Source organism: Pseudocnuella soli (genome assembly GCF_004347775.1).
In the GTDB taxonomy this organism is placed as follows: Bacteria; Bacteroidota; Bacteroidia; order Chitinophagales; family Chitinophagaceae; genus Flavisolibacter; species Flavisolibacter aquaticus.
Window position 1 is genome coordinate 1,936,361 of the sequence record NZ_CP037755.1, and the last position, 19,931, is coordinate 1,956,291.

At 50.6% G+C, this 19,931-nt stretch carries 16 protein-coding genes; 11 read left to right on the top strand and 5 right to left on the bottom strand.

Annotation, left to right across the window (positions count from 1 at the left end; translation table 11 throughout):
• Positions 1-84: 84 nt before the first annotated feature.
• The 6 genes from rpsE to EPD17_RS08160 all read left to right on the top strand — a co-directional run bounded on the left by rpsE (position 85) and on the right by EPD17_RS08160 (position 5,300).
• Entirely contained in the window at positions 85-603 is a 519-nt protein-coding gene (gene rpsE / locus EPD17_RS08135) for a 30S ribosomal protein S5 (RefSeq protein WP_114235183.1), read from the top strand.
• A gap of 89 nt (positions 604-692) precedes the next feature.
• On the top strand, positions 693-875 hold the full coding sequence (gene rpmD, locus EPD17_RS08140; protein ID WP_114235182.1) for a 50S ribosomal protein L30: 183 nt from the start codon (positions 693-695) through the stop codon (positions 873-875).
• Positions 876-1,009: 134 nt separating this feature from the next.
• Entirely contained in the window at positions 1,010-1,459 is a 450-nt protein-coding gene (gene rplO / locus EPD17_RS08145) for a 50S ribosomal protein L15 (protein WP_114235181.1), read from the top strand.
• A 161-nt stretch (positions 1,460-1,620) separates the two neighbouring features.
• Positions 1,621-2,958, top strand: coding sequence for a preprotein translocase subunit SecY (gene secY / locus EPD17_RS08150; protein WP_114235180.1), 1,338 nt, complete (start codon positions 1,621-1,623; stop codon positions 2,956-2,958).
• Positions 2,959-3,026: 68 nt separating this feature from the next.
• On the top strand, positions 3,027-3,827 hold the full coding sequence (map, locus tag EPD17_RS08155) for a type I methionyl aminopeptidase (protein ID WP_132053297.1): 801 nt from the start codon (positions 3,027-3,029) through the stop codon (positions 3,825-3,827).
• A gap of 192 nt (positions 3,828-4,019) precedes the next feature.
• On the top strand, positions 4,020-5,300 hold the full coding sequence (locus tag EPD17_RS08160; protein WP_132053299.1) for a BaiN/RdsA family NAD(P)/FAD-dependent oxidoreductase: 1,281 nt from the start codon (positions 4,020-4,022) through the stop codon (positions 5,298-5,300).
• Positions 5,301-5,394: 94 nt separating this feature from the next.
• Here EPD17_RS08160 and EPD17_RS08165 read toward each other — a convergent pair whose 3' ends face one another.
• Complete coding sequence (locus EPD17_RS08165) at positions 5,395-6,390, bottom strand: polysaccharide deacetylase family protein (RefSeq protein WP_132053301.1); 996 nt, start codon at positions 6,388-6,390, stop codon at positions 5,395-5,397.
• 236 nt (positions 6,391-6,626) lie between these two features.
• On the opposite strand from EPD17_RS08165, the gene EPD17_RS08170 reads away from it, so the two are divergent.
• The 5 genes from EPD17_RS08170 to EPD17_RS08190 all read left to right on the top strand — a co-directional run bounded on the left by EPD17_RS08170 (position 6,627) and on the right by EPD17_RS08190 (position 15,180).
• Positions 6,627-7,004, top strand: a complete 378-nt coding sequence (locus EPD17_RS08170) for a hypothetical protein (RefSeq protein ID WP_132053303.1) — start codon at positions 6,627-6,629, stop codon at positions 7,002-7,004.
• A 173-nt stretch (positions 7,005-7,177) separates the two neighbouring features.
• The gene (locus EPD17_RS08175) at positions 7,178-11,536 is read left to right on the top strand and encodes a CusA/CzcA family heavy metal efflux RND transporter (protein WP_132053305.1); all 4,359 of its coding nucleotides are present in this window, start codon (positions 7,178-7,180) and stop codon (positions 11,534-11,536) included.
• A gap of 85 nt (positions 11,537-11,621) precedes the next feature.
• The gene (locus EPD17_RS08180; RefSeq protein ID WP_132053307.1) at positions 11,622-12,755 is read left to right on the top strand and encodes an efflux RND transporter periplasmic adaptor subunit; all 1,134 of its coding nucleotides are present in this window, start codon (positions 11,622-11,624) and stop codon (positions 12,753-12,755) included.
• A gap of 356 nt (positions 12,756-13,111) precedes the next feature.
• Positions 13,112-13,534 (top strand): response regulator, encoded by a 423-nt coding sequence (locus EPD17_RS08185; protein WP_132053309.1) that lies wholly within the window; start codon positions 13,112-13,114, stop codon positions 13,532-13,534.
• A gap of 275 nt (positions 13,535-13,809) precedes the next feature.
• Positions 13,810-15,180 (top strand): Gfo/Idh/MocA family protein, encoded by a 1,371-nt coding sequence (locus tag EPD17_RS08190; RefSeq protein ID WP_132053311.1) that lies wholly within the window; start codon positions 13,810-13,812, stop codon positions 15,178-15,180.
• Positions 15,181-15,278: 98 nt separating this feature from the next.
• Here EPD17_RS08190 and EPD17_RS08195 read toward each other — a convergent pair whose 3' ends face one another.
• The 4 genes from EPD17_RS08195 to EPD17_RS08210 form a co-directional block, all read right to left on the bottom strand.
• The gene (locus EPD17_RS08195) at positions 15,279-16,313 is read right to left on the bottom strand and encodes a DUF6807 domain-containing protein (protein WP_132053313.1); all 1,035 of its coding nucleotides are present in this window, start codon (positions 16,311-16,313) and stop codon (positions 15,279-15,281) included.
• Between the two features lie 80 nt (positions 16,314-16,393).
• Positions 16,394-16,834 carry a hypothetical protein gene (locus EPD17_RS08200; protein ID WP_132053315.1) on the bottom strand — a complete coding sequence of 147 codons (441 nt, stop codon included), beginning with the start codon at positions 16,832-16,834 and terminating at the stop codon, positions 16,394-16,396.
• Between the two features lie 30 nt (positions 16,835-16,864).
• Complete coding sequence (locus tag EPD17_RS08205; protein WP_132053317.1) at positions 16,865-18,220, bottom strand: Gfo/Idh/MocA family protein; 1,356 nt, start codon at positions 18,218-18,220, stop codon at positions 16,865-16,867.
• A gap of 116 nt (positions 18,221-18,336) precedes the next feature.
• Positions 18,337-19,728, bottom strand: a complete 1,392-nt coding sequence (locus EPD17_RS08210) for a 3-keto-disaccharide hydrolase (protein ID WP_132053319.1) — start codon at positions 19,726-19,728, stop codon at positions 18,337-18,339.
• Between the last annotated feature and the right edge of the window lie 203 nt (positions 19,729-19,931).

Below are 19,931 nucleotides of genomic sequence, written 5' to 3' on the forward strand. Positions count from 1 at the left end.
CCACAAGCTGCAAGTTTTTCACTTGTTGCTTGCAGCTAAAAGCTTGCAGCTGTAAACTCAAACGTAATTACCAAGTAATACAAAATGGCAAAAGCTAATTTAAACAGGGTTAAGGCAGGCGACCTCGAATTGAAAGACAAGGTTGTTGCTATTAACCGCGTAGTGAAAACTACCAAAGGCGGCCGCGCTTTTTCTTTCTCTGCACTGGTAGTTGTTGGTAACGAAGCCGGTGTAGTAGGTCATGGCCTGGGCAAAGCCAAAGAAGTTCAGGAAGCCATCACCAAAGGCATCGAAGACGCCAAGAAAAACCTGATCAAAGTGCCCGTAATGCACGGAACCGTTCCGCACGACCAGCTGGCTAAAGTGGGCGCTGCCAAAGTGCTCATCAAACCAGCAGCTGCTGGTACCGGTGTAATTGCCGGAGGCTCTATGCGTGCCGTGTTGGAAAGCGCCGGTATCACCGACGTTCTGGCAAAATCGCTGGGCTCTGCCAACCCGCACAACGTGGTTAAAGCTACATTTGAAGCGCTGGCCCTGCTCCGCGAACCCATCAACATTGCCAAAACACGCAATGTAGGTTTGAAGAAGGTATTCAACGGATAATAATCAGTTTAAAGTTTAATGTTCAAAGTTCAAGGTTGGAAGCAACCTGCGGCTTTAGACTTAGACCTTAAACCTTAAACCTCTTTTCGATGAAAAAGATCAAGATCACTTTGGTGAAAAGCCCCATCGACCGCCCGCAGCGCCAGAAAGATACACTGGTAGCACTGGGTTTGGGAAAGATGAACTCAACAAAAGAAGTAGAAGCTACACCGCAAATTCTGGGTATGGTACGCAAAGTATCGCACCTGGTGGCTGTGGAAGAACTGGCATAATAAATAGCTAATTAGCCGAAAAGCTAATTAGCTATTCAACTTTAGGGCCTACATTTGCGCCTCATTATTTGCGGCCGAATGGCCATTTTAAAAATGCGAGGGGAGAAAGCCCCGTTAAGTAAAAATCAACAAGCATGAAACTGCACAATCTCCGTCCTGCCAAGGGCGCCGTACACAAGGAAAAACGTTTAGGCCGTGGTGAAGCTTCCGGTAAAGGTGGCACCTCCACAAAAGGTAACAAAGGCCAGCAAAGCCGCACCGGCTACCAGCGCAAAATGGCTCACGAAGGTGGCCAGATGCCCATCCAACGCCGGGTCCCCAAGCGTGGTTTTAAAAACTTCAACCGCGTAGAATACAAAGTATTCAACCTGGGCCAGATTCAGCAACTGACCGAGAAATACGGCATCACTGAATTCAGCCTCGAAAACCTGTACATGAACGGTCTGATCAATCAAACCGACCGCGTAAAGGTTTTGGGCAATGGCGAGCTTACTTCCAAAATTACTTTCCGCGTGAATGCCATGTCTGCAAAAGCCCAGTCGGCAATTGAAGGTGTTGGCGGTACCGTAGAAATCATCAAGTAAATTTCTGTAAATTTGAGGTCGGGCCAAAAGCCTCACCTCAAATTTTCTTTTTAACTTATTTGGTACTGTGGTAAAAAAGGTTTGCTATAAAGGATAATTGGTCTTATTATCGCAAACCTTTTTTTATACACTATTGAAGACCATAAACGCTACTTATTTTTGTGAAGAAACTGTTTAAGACCCTCAAGAATATCTGGAGCATCGAGGAACTGCGCAGCAAGATTCTGTTTACACTGCTCATGATATTCATTTACCGGCTGGGTACACACATTGTGCTTCCGGGTATCGATCCTACGAGGCTCAACCTCAATAATGCTCAAAATGGTATTCTTGGCCTGATCGACACTTTTGCCGGCGGCGCTTTTTCGCAGGCTTCGATCCTTGCCCTCGGTATCATGCCCTACATTTCGGCTTCTATCTTTATGCAGTTGATGACGGTACTGGTACCCCAGTTCCAAAAGCTGCAGAAAGAAGGCGAAAGCGGCCGTAAAAAAATCAACCAGTGGACGCGTTACCTCACTGTAGGTGTGGCGCTTGTTCAGGGTTCGGCTTACGTTGCTTACCTGCGCCAGATGACCGCCTCTTCGGGTGGCATCATCGAAGGCTATGTATCTTATTTCTGGATTTCTACCGTTTTGCTGCTTACTGCAGGTACGCTGTTTGTAATGTGGCTGGGCGAGAAAATCACCGATAAAGGTTTGGGTAACGGTACCTCACTCATCATCATGGTGGGTATCCTGGGCCGCCTGCCGCAAAGCTTTATGCAGGAACTGACCAACAAATCTGTTCGCACCGGTCAGATCCTCATCTTCATCATCGAGATCGCCATTCTTATTGCCATCATCATGGGCTGTATCCTGCTGGTGCAGGGTGTACGCAAGATCCCGGTAAACTATGCCAAGCAGATTGTTGGTAACCGCCAGTTTGGTGGTGCCCGCCAGTTCCTGCCCATCAAAGTAAACAGCGCCGGTGTAATGCCCATCATCTTTGCACAGGCGGTATTGTTCCTGCCTACCCTGTTCAACTTTACCGGCACCGCTACCGGTCAGGGTATCGCCGCTATGTTTACCGATCACGCCAACATTGGCTACATGGTCATTTACTCGGTGGTGGTAATTGGTTTTACCTTCCTGTACACAGCCCTTATTTTCAATCCCAAGCAAATTGCCGACAACCTGAAACAAAACAACGGTTTTATTCCAGGTGTAAAACCCGGCCAGCCTACGGTTGATTACATCGGTGCTGTAATGGACAAGATCACGCTGCCCGGTGCCATCCTGCTGGCTTTAGTGGGTATCCTTCCGGGTATTGCACAACGCCTGGGTGTAACGGCCAACTTCTCTACCTTCTTCGGTGGCACTTCGCTGCTGATCATGGTAGGTGTCATCTTGGACACGCTGCAGCAGATTGAGACCCAGTTGCTGATGCGCCAGTACGACGGCCTGATGAAAAGCGGACGCATCCAGGGCCGCCAAACCGTAACACAAGCTTCTTATTAAATTGATTCATCAATAGCTTTAAAAACCTGGTGAGCCTTGCTTACCGGGTTTTTTTCTTTAGCACGGATATGATACACATAAAAAGCAAAGAAGAAATTGAACTGATGCGGCACAGCGCCCTGCTGGTTAGCCAAACGCTTTCCGAGGTGGCTGCCATGCTGAAACCCGGTATGAACACCAGTTCCATCGACAAGTTCATTGGCACCTACATTGCCGACCAGGGCGGTGTGCCTTCTTTTCTGAATTACCACGGTTACCCGTTCAACTCTTGCATTTCGGTAAACGATGTAGTGGTGCACGGTTTTCCCAATAGCCGCGAACTGCAGGAAGGCGATATTATTTCGGTGGACATCGGCATTTATAAAAATGGTTTTCACGGCGATCATGCTTATACTTTCATGATCGGCAAGCCGGCGAAGGAAACCATCGACCTGGTGCGCATCACCAAAGAATCGTTGTACAAAGGCATTGAAAAGGCAATATCCGGCAGCCGCGTAGGCGATATTGCCTTTGCCATCCAGGACCACACCGAACGCAAACACGGCTACGGCGTGGTACGTGAGCTGGTGGGCCACGGCCTGGGCCGCCAGATGCACGAGGAGCCACAGGTGCCCAACTACGGCCGCCGCGGCACGGGCCCAAAACTGAAGGAAGGTATGGTGCTGGCCATCGAACCCATGATCAACCTGGGCACCCGCGAGGTATTTACCGAAGCCGACGGTTGGACCGTGCGCACCAAAGACGGAAAACCGTCCGTGCATTTCGAACACGATGTGTGCATCGCCAAAGGCAAGGCCGACATCCTGAGCAATTATGCGCCAATTGAAGCCGCCGAAAAAAAGAACCCGAACCTTTTTTCCGATTACTAATTTCCGACAACCCAACAACAACGGATGTTGCTCATAAAGATTCCATCTCTAGAAGAGATGGAATCTTTTTTATGTAGCCGGCTTTCGTACCTCTTTTGAACTTTACTTGCGTCGCACACTTCAACAGCTCGTTTACTATTGGGCACACTGGCGATAGTACCTTTGCATCCTAAAGCATCGATCCCCACACAAATGAATGTTGATATAAATAGCAGCAACTCCGGACGGCCCACAAGTGCAAATGAAGCAACGCTGATTGTTATTGGCGGTGGTGCTGCCGGCTTTTTCTGCGCTGTAAATGCGGCACGGCTGGCGCCGAATTTAAATGTGACCATCCTCGAAAAAACGGGCAAGCTGTTATCGAAAGTAAAAGTGTCGGGCGGCGGCCGTTGCAATGTAACCCATGCGGTTTTTGAAGTGCCGGAGTTAAGCAGGCGTTACCCACGCGGACAAAGTTTTATCAAGAAAACGGCCCATCATTTTGGCACCGCCGACACCATCGAGTGGTTTCGCGAACGGGGTGTGCAGATCAAGCGGGAAGACGACGGCCGCATGTTTCCCATCACCAACGATTCCCAAACCATCATCGATTGCCTTTTACAGGATGCCCGCCGTTTTGGTGTTACCATTAAAACCGGCACCGAAGTAAAAAGCATTTCTAAAGAAGGCGACCGCTTTCAATTAACCACTGCCGACTCCCAGCTCCTCAACGCCAACTACGTATGCATCGCCACTGGTGGCTATCCCAAAGCGGCCATGTTTCAATGGCTGCAAACCTTGGGGCACACCGTTGCGGAGCCGGTGCCATCGCTATTTACGTTTAATTTAACCAAGCATCCCATCACTGCACTAATGGGCGTGGCGGCGCAACCGGTGCGGGTAAAAATTGAAGGCAGTAAGCTATCCGAAGAAGGCCCCGTGCTCATTACCCACTGGGGCTTGAGCGGCCCGGCAGTGCTGCGCCTTAGTGCCTGGGGTGCACGGGAGCTGGCGCAAAAAGAATATAAATTCAAAGCACACCTCAACTGGATGCCCAGTTACAACGAGCAAACCCTGAAAGCCGAAATGCAGGACATGCGCCAAGCACACCCGGCAAAAAAAGTGGCCAACCATAATTTCACCAAACTTCCGGCGAGGCTCTTTCAATTCCTGCTCCAACAGTCGGGCATAACCGAAGAACAGCGGTTTGCCGACCTGCCGGCAAAAGCCGAAAACACACTTATTCGCCAACTGGTGGATTACGTAGTGGAAGTGCAGGGCAAAACAACCTTTAAAGAAGAATTTGTAACGGCTGGCGGCATCAATCTTTCGGAGGTGGATGCCAACACGATGGAAAGCCGCAAGCTTCCGGGGGTGTATTTTGCCGGCGAAGTGCTGGATGTAGATGGCATCACCGGCGGTTTCAACTTTCAACATGCCTGGAGTTCTGGCGCCATTGCTGCCCGGGCTATTGCGGCGAAAGTTGGTGCTTAAATTTTGGGAGCCACAAAGACATAAAGGCCGGAAGTTGCACGAAGATCAAAAGCAAGAATGCTACACTACATACTTAAAACTACAAACGACCAACTTATTTGATCTTACCCCGACGTTCCATCAGTTCGCGCCAAGTGGTGAGGATGATGCCTTCCTTTTGAATGTAGCTGCGCAGTGCTGGGTCCATCATCGCAAGCAGGTCGCCGTGGCGGGTGGTGCCCGAATCGGATATAAATGGGAACACTTCCGTAGGCGCCGTGCAATGCATGATCATCATCGTAAGGCCGGGTTTTACCGATTGTAATGCAGCGATGTAATAGGCCGTTTTTTCCTTTTGGATTGTAGCCGCATCCCTCTTTTTGCCGGCCGGCAGGTCCCATCCATACGATTCGTTGTGCAGGTCGTCGAGTACGGGGAAACCTGCGGCCCACAACATTTTACCGACACCGCGTACCTGCTGCAGGCGGGCATCGTCGGCACCCATTTGTGCAGCAATCAAGGTATTGTGGCCGCCGGGCAGCATCACCGGTATGCGGTACTGCATGCCCACCTTAATGTAGCGTTGTAAAAACTCGGAGGTGGCAAATAGGGTGCCCATATGCGAATCGAGGTGGGTGGGTTTGAAACCCATGCCCAGTGCCCGCTCCACCTGCGCTGTAATTTCCCGCTCCACTTCATCGGCCGAGGCGTGCTGCACCACCTGCTCCACCGAGGTCCACATGGAACCGGTACTGTCCACCAAACCGGGCACCTGCGGCTTGCCGCTGAGCGGCACCCAACGGTAATCTTTCCATTCGGACGTCAGGGTTAGGTGCAGGCCCGCATCAATGCCTTTTTGCTCCTTTAAAAACGTCACCATCCCCGGCACCCAGGGGCAAGGCATCATCACGCTTACCGAATTGGCGACGCCTTTGGTGAGTGCATCCATCACGCCCTTGTTGGAATCGTACGACATGCCCGCATCATCGATGTGGAGGATCACGACTTTTTTGCCTCGCGGAAAACCAAGGCGTTCGGCGTAGGTGGTGTCGGTTTGTGCATGGACAAAAGTGACACCAATAGCTAAGAGCATCAGGAGGAAGTACTTCATCTGGCAAATCGTTAGCTAAGAAAATTACACTATTTCGTAATACTATTTTGGGAAGCGGCAGTGAAATGAAGTGTTATTGTAAAGCGTATTCGCAAAAAGCGTCACTGTAAGAAGTGTACCTGAGCAATTATAAGGTGGTATAAAAAAGCAGCACTCCTTCAAACACCTGCACCCAACTACAAACTCTGAACGCTAAACTGCAAACCTCTGTATCTTTGCGGCAGAACACACCCCTTTTGCGCCGCTTATTTTCCATATTCGCCCTCATGCTGATGCTGGCTACCAACACGGAACTATACCAGTTGGTAAAGCTGCCTGTGCTGCTGGAGCATTACCGCGAACACAGGGCCGGTGAGGGTTTGGACTTCCTCGGCTTTTTACAACGGCATTATTTTGCCGGCGAGCAGCGCCACCCCGATTACGAACGGGACATGCAACTGCCGTTTAAAACACCGCATTTTATTTCTTCGTTTTCGCTGCTGCTGGCTGTGCCCGAGCAACCTAACATCGGCATTTTGCCAGCCCCGCAAAACAGTGAGCAGGGCTCCAGCCGCTACTCCGAATGGCTGCCAGCCACTTACCTGCAGGATATTTTTCAGCCTCCCCGAGCCTGATCCTTTTTCGCCTTTTTACTGGTTTTTACCGCAACATCATTTGTGCTTACAAGTGCATGCTTTGTGGGCATTGGCCATTTGTTGTGTGCTTTAAAAATTGCATAAAACAAATGGTGACAATAGCCATACTGCTTTGTTGCGGGCCTATTCCTATTCATTCCTGATCTTTTCTCATGCTGTATCAAATCATCCAGTTTTCCATCCGCAATAAACTGATTGTAGGCTTGATGGTACTGGCAATGGTGGGTTGGGGTATGTACAACACCACCCGCATGCCCATCGATGCTGTGCCGGATATCACCAACAACCAGGTGTTGGTCATTACCTCATCGCCTGCATTGGGTGCCGCCGATATCGAACGCCTCATTACTTTTCCCATTGAGCAGGCCACCCGCAACATCCCGGGCATATTAGAGCAGCGTTCTTTTTCCCGCTTTGGATTGTCGCTCATTACCATTGTGTTCGACGACGAAACCGATGTGTACTGGGCCCGCCAACAGGTAAGCGAACGGCTGCAGGGCGTGCAAATTCCACCAGGACTCGGCACTCCTGAAATGGGCCCCGTAACCACCGGTCTCGGCGAAATATTTCAATACGTGGTGCGGCCAAAAAAAGGCTACGAAGGCAAGTGGACACCCATGGAGTTGCGCACCGTGCAGGACTGGATTGTACGCCGCCAGCTTTTGGGCACACCCGGCGTAGCCGATGTCAGTTCGTTTGGCGGTGAGCTGAAGCAGTATGAAGTGGCGGTAAATACGGCGCAGTTGAAATCGTACGGCATCACCATTTCGGATGTGTTCAGTGCGCTGGAGGCAAACAACAGCAACACCGGCGGCGCTTACATCGAGAAAGGACCGGCTGTGCTCTTTATCCGCAGCGAAGGTTTGGTGACTACCCAGCAGGACCTTGAGAACATTGTTGTAAAAAACAACCCTGGCGGCTCGCCGCTGCTCATCCGCCATATTGGCTCGGTGCAGTTGGGTGCCGCTACCCGCTACGGCGCCATGACCTACAACGACAAAGGCGAAGTGGCCGGCGCTGTGGTGATGATGCTGAAAGGAGAGAACTCATCGGCAGTGATCAAGAACGTAAAAAGCCGCATTGAAGAAATTAAAAAAACGCTGCCCGAAGGCATTACCATCGAAGCATTTTTAGACCGCACCAAAATGGTGAACCACGCCATCTCCACCGTGGAACGCAACTTGGCCGAAGGCGCCCTGATCGTGGTGGTGGTGCTGGTGCTGTTCTTGGGCAACCTGCGGGCCGGCCTGCTGGTGGCTTCCGTCATTCCGCTTTCCATGTTGTTTGCCATTTCCCTGATGAATGTGTTTGGCGTCAGCGGCAACCTTATGAGCCTGGGGGCGCTTGATTTTGGATTGATTGTAGACGGTGCAGTGATCATTGTCGAATCGGTGATGCACCGGCTGCATACGAGCAAAGAATTTACACCCGGCCAACGGCTTACGCAAAAGCAAATGGACGATTCGGTGCAGCAGTCGGCCAGCCGCATGATGAATGCCGCGGTGTTTGGCCAGGTCATTATCCTGATTGTGTACCTGCCCATTTTGTCGCTGCAGGGTATTGAAGGCAAAATGTTCAAACCGATGGCGCAAACGGTGGCTTTTGCCATTACCGGTGCGTTTTTGTTATCGCTTACCTATGTGCCCATGATGAGCACCTTGGTATTGAGTAAAAAAATCTCGCATAAACTCACCCTAGCCGACCGCATGATGAATGTGCTGGAAAAGTGGTACCGCAAAGTATTGTTACGAGCCTTGGCTGCGCCGAAAGTGGTGATGGGTACCGCCGTTGCGTTGTTTGTAGGGGCCGTATTGATCCTGTCCACCCTTGGCGGCGAATTTATCCCCGAACTGGAAGAAGGCGATTTTGCCGTGGACACCCGGGTGCTTACCGGCTCGTCGCTCACCACAACCATCGAGGCTACGCAGCAAACCGTGGGTATTTTATTGAAAAAATTTCCCGAAATAGAAAAGGTGGTTACCAAAATTGGCAGCGGCGAAATCCCCACCGATCCCATGCCGATGGAAGCATCGGATATGATGGTGATTTTAAAAGACAAAGACGAATGGACTTCAGCCAAAAGCTTTGATGAACTGGCCGAGAAAATGAGCCACGAGCTGGCCGTGGTGCCCGGCGTAACGGTGGGTTTTCAGTTTCCGGTGCAAATGCGTTTTAATGAATTAATGACCGGCAGCCGGCAGGATGTGGTGTGCAAAATATTTGGCGAAGACCTCGATACCCTGGCACTTTATGCCGAGCGGGTGGGCCGCCTGGCCGGCACGGTTGATGGTGCCCGCGACCTGTATGTGGAAACACAAACCGGTATGCCGCAAATAGTGGTGCAATACAACCGGGCGGCGCTGGCGCAATACGGGCTTTCCGTGCAGGAAATAAACCGCGTATTGCAATCGGCGTTTGCCGGTGCAGTGAGTGGTCAGGTGTATGAAAATGAGCGCCGCTTCGACCTGGTGGTGCGCCTCGAAGGAACATCGCGGCAGGATGTGGAAGATGTGCGCAACCTGCTGGTGGCCACACCATCCGGAGCACAGGTGCCCTTGTACCAGGTGGCCGATGTGCAGATAAAAGTGGGCCCCAACCAGATCCAACGAGAAAATGCGCAACGCCGCATTACGGTAGGCTTCAATGTCCGCGGTAGAGATGTGCAAAGCGTAGTGGAGGAGTTGCAGCAAAAAATAGAACGGGGCATCAAGTTGCCGCCCGGCTATTCGGTTTCGTACGGCGGCCAGTTCGAAAATCTGGTGGCAGCGAAAAAGCGCTTAGCCATTGCCGTTCCTCTTTCCCTGCTGCTTATTTTTATACTGCTCTATTTTGCTTTTGGCTCTATACCGCAAGGCCTGCTTATTTACACGGCCATTCCACTTTCGGCCATTGGTGGCGTGCTGGCACTTTGGCTGCGCGATATGCCGTTTTCCATTTCGGCAGGGGTTGGTTTTATTGCCTTGTTTGGCGTGGCCGTGCTCAATGGCATTGTGCTTATTTCCGAATTCAATAATCTTAAAAAAGCGGGTATGAATGATATTGATGAACGCATACTTGCGGGTACGCATACGCGGCTGCGCCCTGTGTTGATGACGGCAGCAGTGGCGTCGCTGGGATTTTTGCCCATGGCCCTCAGCAATGGCGCCGGTGCCGAAGTGCAGCGTCCGCTGGCTACCGTAGTAATCGGTGGACTGATCACCGCTACGTTGCTTACCCTGCTGGTGTTGCCGGTGCTGTACCGCAGCTTTTTCCAGATGCGGCACCGCAAAGATGGCGGCGGTAAAGGTCTGGTGATGACCATTGCATTTTGCCTGTTGGGCGCAAGCCAATTGTTTGCGCAGCAGCCTATGACGTTGAACGCTGCGATTGATACTGCAATGAAAAATAGCCTGTCGCTGCAAAGCGCTGCGCTGCAAACAAGGGCTTCAAGACAACTCGAAAAATCGGCAGTAGATCTTGGGCCAGCAAACATTTTAGCGGAGTATGGAAAAGTGAACTCGCCGATCAACGATTCGCGGTTGAACATTGCGCAGTCCATTGCATTCCCGGTGGTGTATCGCCGCAACCGCCAGTTGCTGGAGGCCCAAACTGCGGCCAGTGGCGCACAGCAACAGGTAACTGCATTGGAGATCAAAAAAAATGTGACGCAACTATACTACCAAATGCTGGTGCTGCAGGAACGCCGCAAACTACTGACCCGTTCCGATTCGCTTTTTGCCCGTTTCCTGGCCCGGCAGGAAGAGCGGTTCCGTGTGGGTGATGCGAACATTGTAGAAAAAACCGCAGCCGAATCGCAGCGGCAGCAGGTGGCCAACCAGTTGGCCCGCCTCGAAGCCGATTGGGGCGTGCTGCAAACGGCATTGAGCTTTTGGATGAATTCAGGCACCATGGTGGAACCAGCGGCCGAACCCGCTTTGCGCAACGAATTAAATATGCCGGATACTGCTTTTCTGGTGCGTTACCCTGCCGTTGAACTGCTCCGCCAACAGCAGCAAGTGCAGTTGAGCGAATGGCAGGTGGCCCGCAGTGCTCTCCTGCCGCAGATTAGTGTAGGCTATAGCAACCAGTCGTTTGCCGGTACGCAAAAACTCAATGGAACCGAGCAATCGTTTACACAAGGCCAACGGTTTTCGGCTGTGCAGGCCGGTATTACGGTGCCGCTGTTTACCGGTGCCGCAAAGGCCCGTATTGCTGCCGGGCAAACCCGTTTTGATGCAGCCCGTTCGGCTTATCAGAATGCGTTGTTGCAGCACCGGGTGCAGTTGCGCCGATTGTGGCAGCAGCACGAAAAAGCACGGCAAACCATCCGGTACTACCAGACGGCGGCACTAAAGCAGGCCGATGTGCTGGAGCAGCATGCCACGCTGCAATTCAACGGCGGCGATATTTCGTACCTCGAATGGATATTGCTCATCAACCAGGCCATTGGGCTGCGTGCAGGTTACCTAGATGCTGTGCAGGAATGGAACACCAACCTGATTGAATTGCAATCCTATCACCCTCAATTCTAAAAAGCAGCTGCAGACATTTTGTGCTTAGAATGCTACCCTCATTTTCTTATTTCACAAACTTTTTGCAGCTCCATAAATACCGATCATGACCCGGAATTTGATTTATACCACCTTGTTGTTTGCTATTGCCTGCACTGCCAAAACTGAAGCACCGCAGGAGCCCGCCGCCGAAACCGGCGAAAACATTGTTACCCTTACACCGGCCCAGTTAACATCGGCAGGCATTGCCACCGGCAAGCCAACCCGGCAAATGATGCAGGCCACCTTGCAAGTAAATGGGGTGGTGGAAGCGCCGCCGCAAAACATGGTCACTGTTTCGTTTCCGCTGGGCGGATATGTTGCAGCCACCAACCTGATACCGGGCATGCAGGTGCGTAAAGGGCAAGTGCTGGCTACGCTGCAGGATCCTGCCTTTGTGCAACTGCAGCAGGACTACCTTACTGCTCGGTCGCGGTTGCTATTTTTAGAAAAAGAATACAACCGGCAACGTGCCCTCAACGAAACAAAAACTACCAGCGACAAATTGTTTGAGCAAACCGCATCAGACTACCGCACCGAGCGGATCTCTGCGCAGGCATTGAAAGAAAAACTGCTGCTCATTGGCATCAACCCGGCCCGGTTGAGTGAAGGCAACATCAGCCGGTCGGTGCAGTTGTATGCGCCTATAAGTGGCTATGTAACTGCAGTAAATGTAAACCGCGGCAAGTACGTGGGACCAACCGATGTGTTGTTTGAAATTGTGGACCCGGCCGATGTGCACCTAACCCTTAATATTTTTGAACGCGACCTGCCGCTGGTACAGCCCGGCCAGAATGTAACTGCGTTTCTTACGTCGGATACCGGCAAGGTGTACAGCGCCAAAGTGCATTATGTGGGCCGCACCCTCGATGCCAACCGCAGTGCCGAAGTGCATTGCGATTTTACCGGCGCTGCGGCCAAATTGGCGCCCGGAATGTTTATGAATGCAGCGGTGGACCTGAGCAACCGGATGGCGACCATAGTGCCTGAAGAGGCGGTGGTACGCTTCGGCGCCGGCGAGTTTATTTTTGTGCAACAGGGCACGGGCCGGTTTGAAATGACACCAGTGCAAACCGGGGCCAAAAAAGACGGGCTTGTAGAACTGAACACACAAAATGTTTCATTGCTGGAACAAAACATCATTGTAAAAAATGCCTACGCTGCGCTGATGAAGCTGCACAATAAGAGCGAAGACGAGTAAATAAAAATGCTTCGGCCCGGCACAAAAGCACTAAAAAAAGTACAATCAAGCGCAGCAGCAGAAAAAAATTTTTTGCACGGATTTTAATGTTTGCTCATCAATTAATGAATGTATAAGCAATTGAACATAAATGTCGTAGCCGCTTTGTTGCAATTGTGAGATAAAGAAGCAAGCTAATGATGCGTGTAAAAAAATAACAGTTTGTATACTTTTTTGTCTGCGCAATTGAAAAATGACTATATTGCTAATGCTTATTCTCATAAGCAGTTAGTTTTGGTTGCGGCCTGGTGTTCTCACCGGGCTTTTTTTATGTGGCCTGCTTTTAGATAAATAGGAGCCAAAACCCCTTGAAGTGTATGCAGCAAGAAAACCCGGTATTGGTTTTAGACGATGACCTCGACGATCAGGAAATGATCCGCGAAGCAGCAGAAAAGCTCGATATCCGAAACGAATTCATCTTTTTTAAAACTGGCGATGAGCTCATCAACCACCTGCATGAAACCTCCGTGTCGCCGTTTTTTATTTTGTGCGATGTAAACCTGTCCGGCTCAAATGGCTTTGAGGTGCGCATCAAACTGATGGAAGATGAAACGGTGCGTTATAAAAGTGTTCCCTTTATTTTTTGGTCCAACCATGCGTCCGAAAAACAGATCCGGCATGCATACGACCTGCCGGCGCAGGGCTTCTTTTTCAAGTCGAACAAGTTTGAAGATCTGTGTGAAACACTCGCTACAATTGTTGCATACTGGAAACATTCGCAACACCCGAAAAGGCTGTAGTGAGCAGTATTGTTTTAAGTGTTGTGATTAAGCAAAGCTTGCAAGGAAAAAATATTAATTGGGGCACTGAAGTGCTGCCAGCATATGTGCTTCGTAAAAAGATCATCAAGTTATAGTCAGCATATTCAGGCCTGTTGTACAACAGGCTTTTTTTATTGCAAAAACATTTGGTGAAAAGCATTGCTCAAAGCGAGATGTAAGGATTTAAATTGGTTGCCTTATTCAAATATGGCTGCATGTTTATTATTGTTTATTTTCCCATCTAAACGTTTGCCATGCCAGCACATTTACTACACCGGCGGCACCTGCTGAAAGGCGCAGCCGCAGCACTCACTTTGTCTGCATTGCACGCCAGCGGGCTGGGCACAGCACCGCTGCAGCGCAACCACCGCGTGGGCCTGATTGGTACCGGCTGGTATGGTAAAAGCGACCTGTTCCGGCTAATCCAGGTAGCACCGGTAGAAGTTGTGGCCCTGTGCGATGTAGACCGCAACCACCTCGAAGAAGCCGGTGCTATGGTAGCGCAGCGACAGGCATCACGCAAAACGCCCAAGCTCTATGCCGACTATCGGCAAATGCTAGCCGAAAATAAGTTGGACATCGTGCTCATTGGTACCCCCGATCATTGGCATGCGTTGATGGCGATCGAAGCCATTAAGAGCGGCGCACATGTGTACCTGCAAAAACCGGTATCGGTAGATGTGCTGGAAGGAGAGGCCATCCTCGCCGCTGCACGCCGGCACAACCGCGTGGTGCAAATAGGTACGCAGCGCCGCAGCACGCCGCACCTGGCGGACGCAAAAAAGACGATTGTAGACGCCGGCTTGTTGGGCAAAGTGCACCATGTGGAAATGTGTTGTTTTTATCCCATGCGGGCAAACGGGAATCCGCCGGTTCAGGCTGTGCCTGCACATTTCGATTATGAAATGTGGACCGGCCCCGCACCGCTCCGGCCTTTTGATAAACTGCCGCACGGTGGTTGGTGGCGCATTTTCATGGAATACTGCAACGGCATCATGGGCGATATGTGTGTGCACATGTTCGATTCGGTGCGGTGGATGCTGGGGCTGGGCTGGCCAACATCTGTCTGGTCAACCGGCGGCATTTATGTAGATAAAGCGGGCAAAAGCAACACACCCGATACCCAAACAGCCGTGTTTAAATACGATGGCCTGGACTGCGTGTGGGAGCAGCGTGCCTGGGGCAATCCTTCCGATCCCGAATATCCGTGGGCTTTTATGCTGCATGGCGATAAGGGAACACTAAAAGCCGATGTGCATAAATGGGAATTTATACCGATTGGTGCAGGTGGACAGCGCATCAAAAAGGATGTGGTGTACGAACGGGAACAATACCCCGAAGACTTGAAAGAGCCCAGGATTGAACTGCATGCGGCACCCGCCACAAGGGCCCATATGCGAGATTTTCTGGCAGCCATCCAAACCGGTAGCCGGCCGGTTGCCGATATTGAACAGGGACATATTTCATCGGCTAGTTGCATCCTGGCCAACATGAGCATGCAACTGGGCCGCCCGCTTGCTTACGACCCTGTTAGTAAAAAAATACCTGGCGATGCGGAAGCCACCGCCTTATTGGCCCGCAGTTATCGCAAGCCATGGGTACATCCGTTTCGGCAAAATAAATAAACAAGTGTTGAGAAAATGGATGAGTAATCGCTGATCAATGAAATAAAAAAGGATGCAGTTACCCGCATCCTTTTTTATTTTACCTAAAACAATTACTTCTATTTTTCTTTTGCAAACGCATCAGCCAACTGGTTCATTTCAGCAGCCACCAACGGCTTGCCTGATGCCACCACTACACGGTAGCGAAACGTTGTGGATTGACCGGGCTTTAGCGACAAATTGAGTTCCTCTTTTCCATTGCTGAACACTTTTTGTCCCAATGGGTTGATGGCAAATAATCCATAACCCCGGGCATGCCGGTAAGCCGGGTAGCCCACATTGGAGGGATGGTCGAGTATGCCGATGGCCACATCTTTGCCGTCTTTTTTCCCGGTGAGTAAAGTCCAGCGGCCGCGGGTGCTCCAGGCATCATCGCCCTGTACGCCTTCGCTGGTAAGGTAGTTGCCGGTCACACCTTCGTTGTTTACTTTGGGCACTTCGGTTTTATTGCCGTTGCCATCTACAAAAATATCGGCCTGCTGCGATGGCAGTTCCAATTCACGAGCTACGCGGATGGCGAAAAAACCATCTTTTACATCTTTAAAATCAACGGTGATGTCTTTTGCGGTAAGTGTGGTGGTACGGTCTATAAAAAGCTGCCCGCCCTTTGTATGAAAACTGTGCGTTGTTTGCTCCTGCAACAGTTCCTTACCATCGGGGCGTACCCAGCGTGCCGTCGAAACAATGGAAGCCTTGTCGCGGCCGTTTTCCTTGCGTTCAATCTTATCGTGGATGATGGTGCCGTACTTATGTCGCTGCTCGAAAGGGATCGCGGTGGAGTGGTTCCAAAAGTCCAATCCATTCACCGATTCGTAGTTCATCCATAAGCCCACATGGTGCGGGTGGTCGGTGCGTTCGCCGGGTTTTGGATCGAGCGGAAAACCGCGGGTAACCGTGATGCCATCAAGGGTTTTGATGGGCCATAAAAACGGTTTTTTCACCGAATCCTGGTAGCGGTAGGAGGTAAGCAGGTTGCCGTTGAGCAACACGTCCACCTGTTTTTCACCGGCCTTTTCCACTAGGGTAAAACCGGCTTGTGCATTGGATAACATAGCGGCTGATTGCAACGCAAATAGCAATAGATATTTTTTCATTTGGCAAAAGCATTAATTGATTGTCAAACTCCTGACTGATGGGACTACAGGGTTATTTATTTGAACTTGTATTTAGTTAATCACCTGTTTCTTTTTTCTAATTGTTCAATCTTTGATTCCAGTTTATCAACTTTGTTGGTTATATAGATCGAGTAGATTGACAGAAGTATTGTAATTATCCAAACAATAACTTCAATCTTCGATTTTATTCCATCGAAAGCTTCATCCTTCTTTCTTGTCTTTTCATCTTTTGCTAACTCCTGAAAAGACGATGTGCGACAAAAGACCGAACCTTTTTCAGTAATTTTTCCAAACAGTTTATTGTCTGTGCTCAACTCAATTAAGCCCTCACCATAAAGCTTTTGCGTTGCAATCTCAAATACTTCGAATGGAAAGGGTAATTCAGTCTGTGCTATATCTAGATCTACATATTTACCATCATAGCGCCTCGAATAGAGGTACTGTAATATTTCGTCACACTCTCGTTCCAGACTAAATTTGAAACCAGCAGGATAAGTCATTTATCTAAAGCCTATTGAGGGAGATATAAATTAATAGCGGAACGGCTTACCATCCACCAGCACCTGTCCGCTTTTGGCATCGAAGGTTGCTTTTTTGCCGGAGCGCACGGCTGCATTGGTCATGATGGTGGCAACGGAATGGTTGTAACCCGCTTCCACCGGTGCATTGGGTTGTTGCCTGCTGCGAACGCAGTCCATCCAGTTGCGCATATGTGCACTGCTCAGCGCATCGCCGCCGGTGTTGGCCGATGCGATCACTTTGGCTTCTTCCACCGCCAGACTCATTTCGGGCAACAGGTTGGGTTGCATGTTCATAGCAGCCGCATGACCTTGACGCAGGCCACCTGTGGGCGATACCCGGTTGGTGATCAGGTTCAGTTCGCCACCATTGGAAAAATACAATTCTGCCGGACGTTCATCACCGTTATGCATACGCGAAGCAAAGGTTACCTGGAAGCCTTTGGTTGCATCATTGTCGGGGCCATAATCAAAAACGGCCGTCATTGTATCCCAGTTGCGGCGCCCGTCTTTCCACATATAAATGCCGCCGTTGGCCACCACGCTTCGCGGATGGTTCAATCCGCTGAACCAATGCACGGTGTCGATCTGGTGGCTCATCCACTGGCCGGGCAGGCCCGATGAATACGGCCAGAACAGGCGAAACTCGAGGTATTTGCGTGGGTCCCATGCTTCAAATGGGCGGTTCATCAGATAGCGCTTCCAGTCGGTGTCCTGCTCCCTTATTTTATCGAGCAATCCGGGCCTGCGCCAGCGGCCGGGCTGGTTTACGTTCCAGGTAAGTTCTACCATGGTAATGGGGCCAAACTTGCCGCTTTGGATAAACTCCGCCGCTTTTTTATAGTTGCCCCCGCTGCGCCGCTGCGACCCGATCTGCACAATGTGTTTAGAGGCTTTTACCGCTTTCAATGCAGCGTTCGCATCGTCCATCGTTTCGGCAAAAGGCTTTTCGCAATACACGTCACAGTTGGCTTTAATGGCTTCAACCGTGTGCAGCGCATGCTGGAAATCAGCGGTGGCAATGATCACCGCATCAAGGTCTTTGTTGCGATACAGTTCGTCGTTGTTTACATAAGCCTGCACATCGTGGCCCACTTGTGTTTTTAAAAATGCACTGCCTTCCTCGCGGCGCAGCTTCCATATATCCGACACGCCAATGATGTCGAAATTCAGTTCTTTATTGTGGTGCAAAAAGCAGGGGAGCAGCGTTTGGCGGAAGCGGTCGGAGTAGCCAACCACGCCAACATTTACCCGGTCATTAGCGCCCAAAATGCGGGCATAGCTTTTTGCCGAAAAACCCATGGTGCCGATGTACACGCCTGCGGTTGCCTTGGCGGTTTTTTTTATAAAATCTCTGCGGGAAGACATGTGTATGGAATTTTGTGGGTTGAAGAAATTTAGGGGCAATTATGAATGATTAATTATGAGTTATGAATGACATTAATTACTCATCAATTCATAGTTCATAACTCATAATTCATGATTCAATTACAGTTGCATTGCGGCTCATCGCCGGGTTTGAGTTCTTTTATTTTAATGCTGCGGTACGATACTTTATCACCGTGATCCTGCAACAGTATGTGCCCGCTGGGCGCCATGCCAAAGGCCTGCCATTGCGCATATTTGCTGCGGGCCACCAATGCATCGTACAGCGGTGTGCCGCGTTGGTATTCCAGCACTTTCCAACCGTTCAGCCAATGCTCCACGCGGTTGTTGGGGTACACCACCACCATGCCGCGGTTCCATTCGCCAATCTTGCGGCGTGCACGGGGCTCGCGGTTCGATGGAATTAAATCATAGAGCGAAGCAAGGGTGCGGTTGCCAGCAACACCCTGTTTGGCGTCGGGGTGTTTTGCATCGTCCAGCACCTGGTATTCCAGCCCAATGGCCGATGCCCCGGATTGTTCTTTTTCGGTAACAAAATATTTCACGCCGCTGTTGGCCCCTTCCGATAGTTTAAAATCAAATTGCAGCACAAAAGCGCTGTATTGTTTTTCGGTAATGATGTCGCCGCCGTTCTGGCTTTCGGCGCCGCCCGATGGCTGCACACTCAGCTCGCCGTTCTTTATTTCCCAGCCTTTGGCCGGAAATGCAGGTTTATGCGCACCACGCCAACCGGTGGTAGTTTTGCCATCCCACAGCAGGCTCACGCCGTTCTTCTGCTCTTGCTCCGAAATGTTGTTGGGCAGGAGGTTCACCACGAAAATATTGTCTGAAGGATGCTGTTTCAGCCCTTCTGTTTGGATGCGAATGTTGCGCCAGCGGATCTGCCGGCCTTCGTCGGCTTTGTTGCCAATGGAGTGCACCTGCAGCGCAATAAAACCACTGGGCGTAACATCGTCGATTACGTAAGCAGCGGGCACGCCGTTTACAAAAGTGCGGATATGGTTGCCGATGCATTCCACGCGCAATTTATTCCATTGGCCTTGTTTAAAAGCCGCTTTGGCAGCGGGGTTCAGGTCCATTGGGTACAGCCAATCGCGGCGTGCTTCGTCATAAATGCCACCGGTCCACCTGCGCCGTGAGGGATCAATTTCAAACTGGTAACCATGCACCCGGCCATTTTGGTAATCGGGTTTGCTGAGGCTGCGAAACTGTACGCCGGAGTTCATGGTGCTGTCCACTTTGTACTCCAGTTCCAGCACAAAGTCGCCGTAGTCTCGTTCGGTGGCTAAAAACGAATTGGGTTCGCCAAAAACCGTAGTGCCCACAATTTCGCCCCGCTCAATGGTGTACTTGGCTTTTCCATTCAGTTGTTTCCAGCCGGAGAGGTCTTTTCCGTTAAACAGCGGTTTCCATTGGGCAAGGCCGGGTTGGTGGGCTGCGGCGCTCAATGTGCACAATACAACGGCCCACAAAAAGAATCTTTTGTTCATTATGGCAAGAGGTTTTGCAAGGGGTGTTACTTGAAGTTTTGAAAATACCGCAATCGTTTTACATAAACAGGAATGTGGCCGATGAAATTTGCACAAAGACTGTAGGGCATCCTGCAAAACCGGTATTTGCTCCGGTGCCCGGCAATATGAAAATCTGGAACCGGTTGCCGATTTATTTTTAGATTGTGTAAAATAAACGCATT

What these genes read in the sequence shown, in the direction of transcription:
- rpsE (WP_114235183.1), top strand. Translation starts at nt 85, where the DNA reads ATGGCAAAAGCTAATTTAAACAGGGTTAAGGCAGGCGACCTCGAATTG.
- rpmD (WP_114235182.1), top strand. Translation starts at nt 693, where the DNA reads ATGAAAAAGATCAAGATCACTTTGGTGAAAAGCCCCATCGACCGCCCG.
- rplO (WP_114235181.1), top strand. Translation starts at nt 1,010, where the DNA reads ATGAAACTGCACAATCTCCGTCCTGCCAAGGGCGCCGTACACAAGGAA.
- map (WP_132053297.1), top strand. Translation starts at nt 3,027, where the DNA reads ATGATACACATAAAAAGCAAAGAAGAAATTGAACTGATGCGGCACAGC.
- EPD17_RS08160 (WP_132053299.1), top strand. Translation starts at nt 4,020, where the DNA reads ATGAATGTTGATATAAATAGCAGCAACTCCGGACGGCCCACAAGTGCA.
- EPD17_RS08165 (WP_132053301.1), bottom strand. Translation starts at nt 6,390, where the DNA reads ATGAAGTACTTCCTCCTGATGCTCTTAGCTATTGGTGTCACTTTTGTC.
- EPD17_RS08175 (WP_132053305.1), top strand. Translation starts at nt 7,178, where the DNA reads ATGCTGTATCAAATCATCCAGTTTTCCATCCGCAATAAACTGATTGTA.
- EPD17_RS08180 (WP_132053307.1), top strand. Translation starts at nt 11,622, where the DNA reads ATGACCCGGAATTTGATTTATACCACCTTGTTGTTTGCTATTGCCTGC.
- EPD17_RS08185 (WP_132053309.1), top strand. Translation starts at nt 13,112, where the DNA reads ATGCAGCAAGAAAACCCGGTATTGGTTTTAGACGATGACCTCGACGAT.
- EPD17_RS08190 (WP_132053311.1), top strand. Translation starts at nt 13,810, where the DNA reads ATGCCAGCACATTTACTACACCGGCGGCACCTGCTGAAAGGCGCAGCC.
- EPD17_RS08195 (WP_132053313.1), bottom strand. Translation starts at nt 16,313, where the DNA reads ATGAAAAAATATCTATTGCTATTTGCGTTGCAATCAGCCGCTATGTTA.
- EPD17_RS08200 (WP_132053315.1), bottom strand. Translation starts at nt 16,834, where the DNA reads ATGACTTATCCTGCTGGTTTCAAATTTAGTCTGGAACGAGAGTGTGAC.
- EPD17_RS08205 (WP_132053317.1), bottom strand. Translation starts at nt 18,220, where the DNA reads ATGTCTTCCCGCAGAGATTTTATAAAAAAAACCGCCAAGGCAACCGCA.
- EPD17_RS08210 (WP_132053319.1), bottom strand. Translation starts at nt 19,728, where the DNA reads ATGAACAAAAGATTCTTTTTGTGGGCCGTTGTATTGTGCACATTGAGC.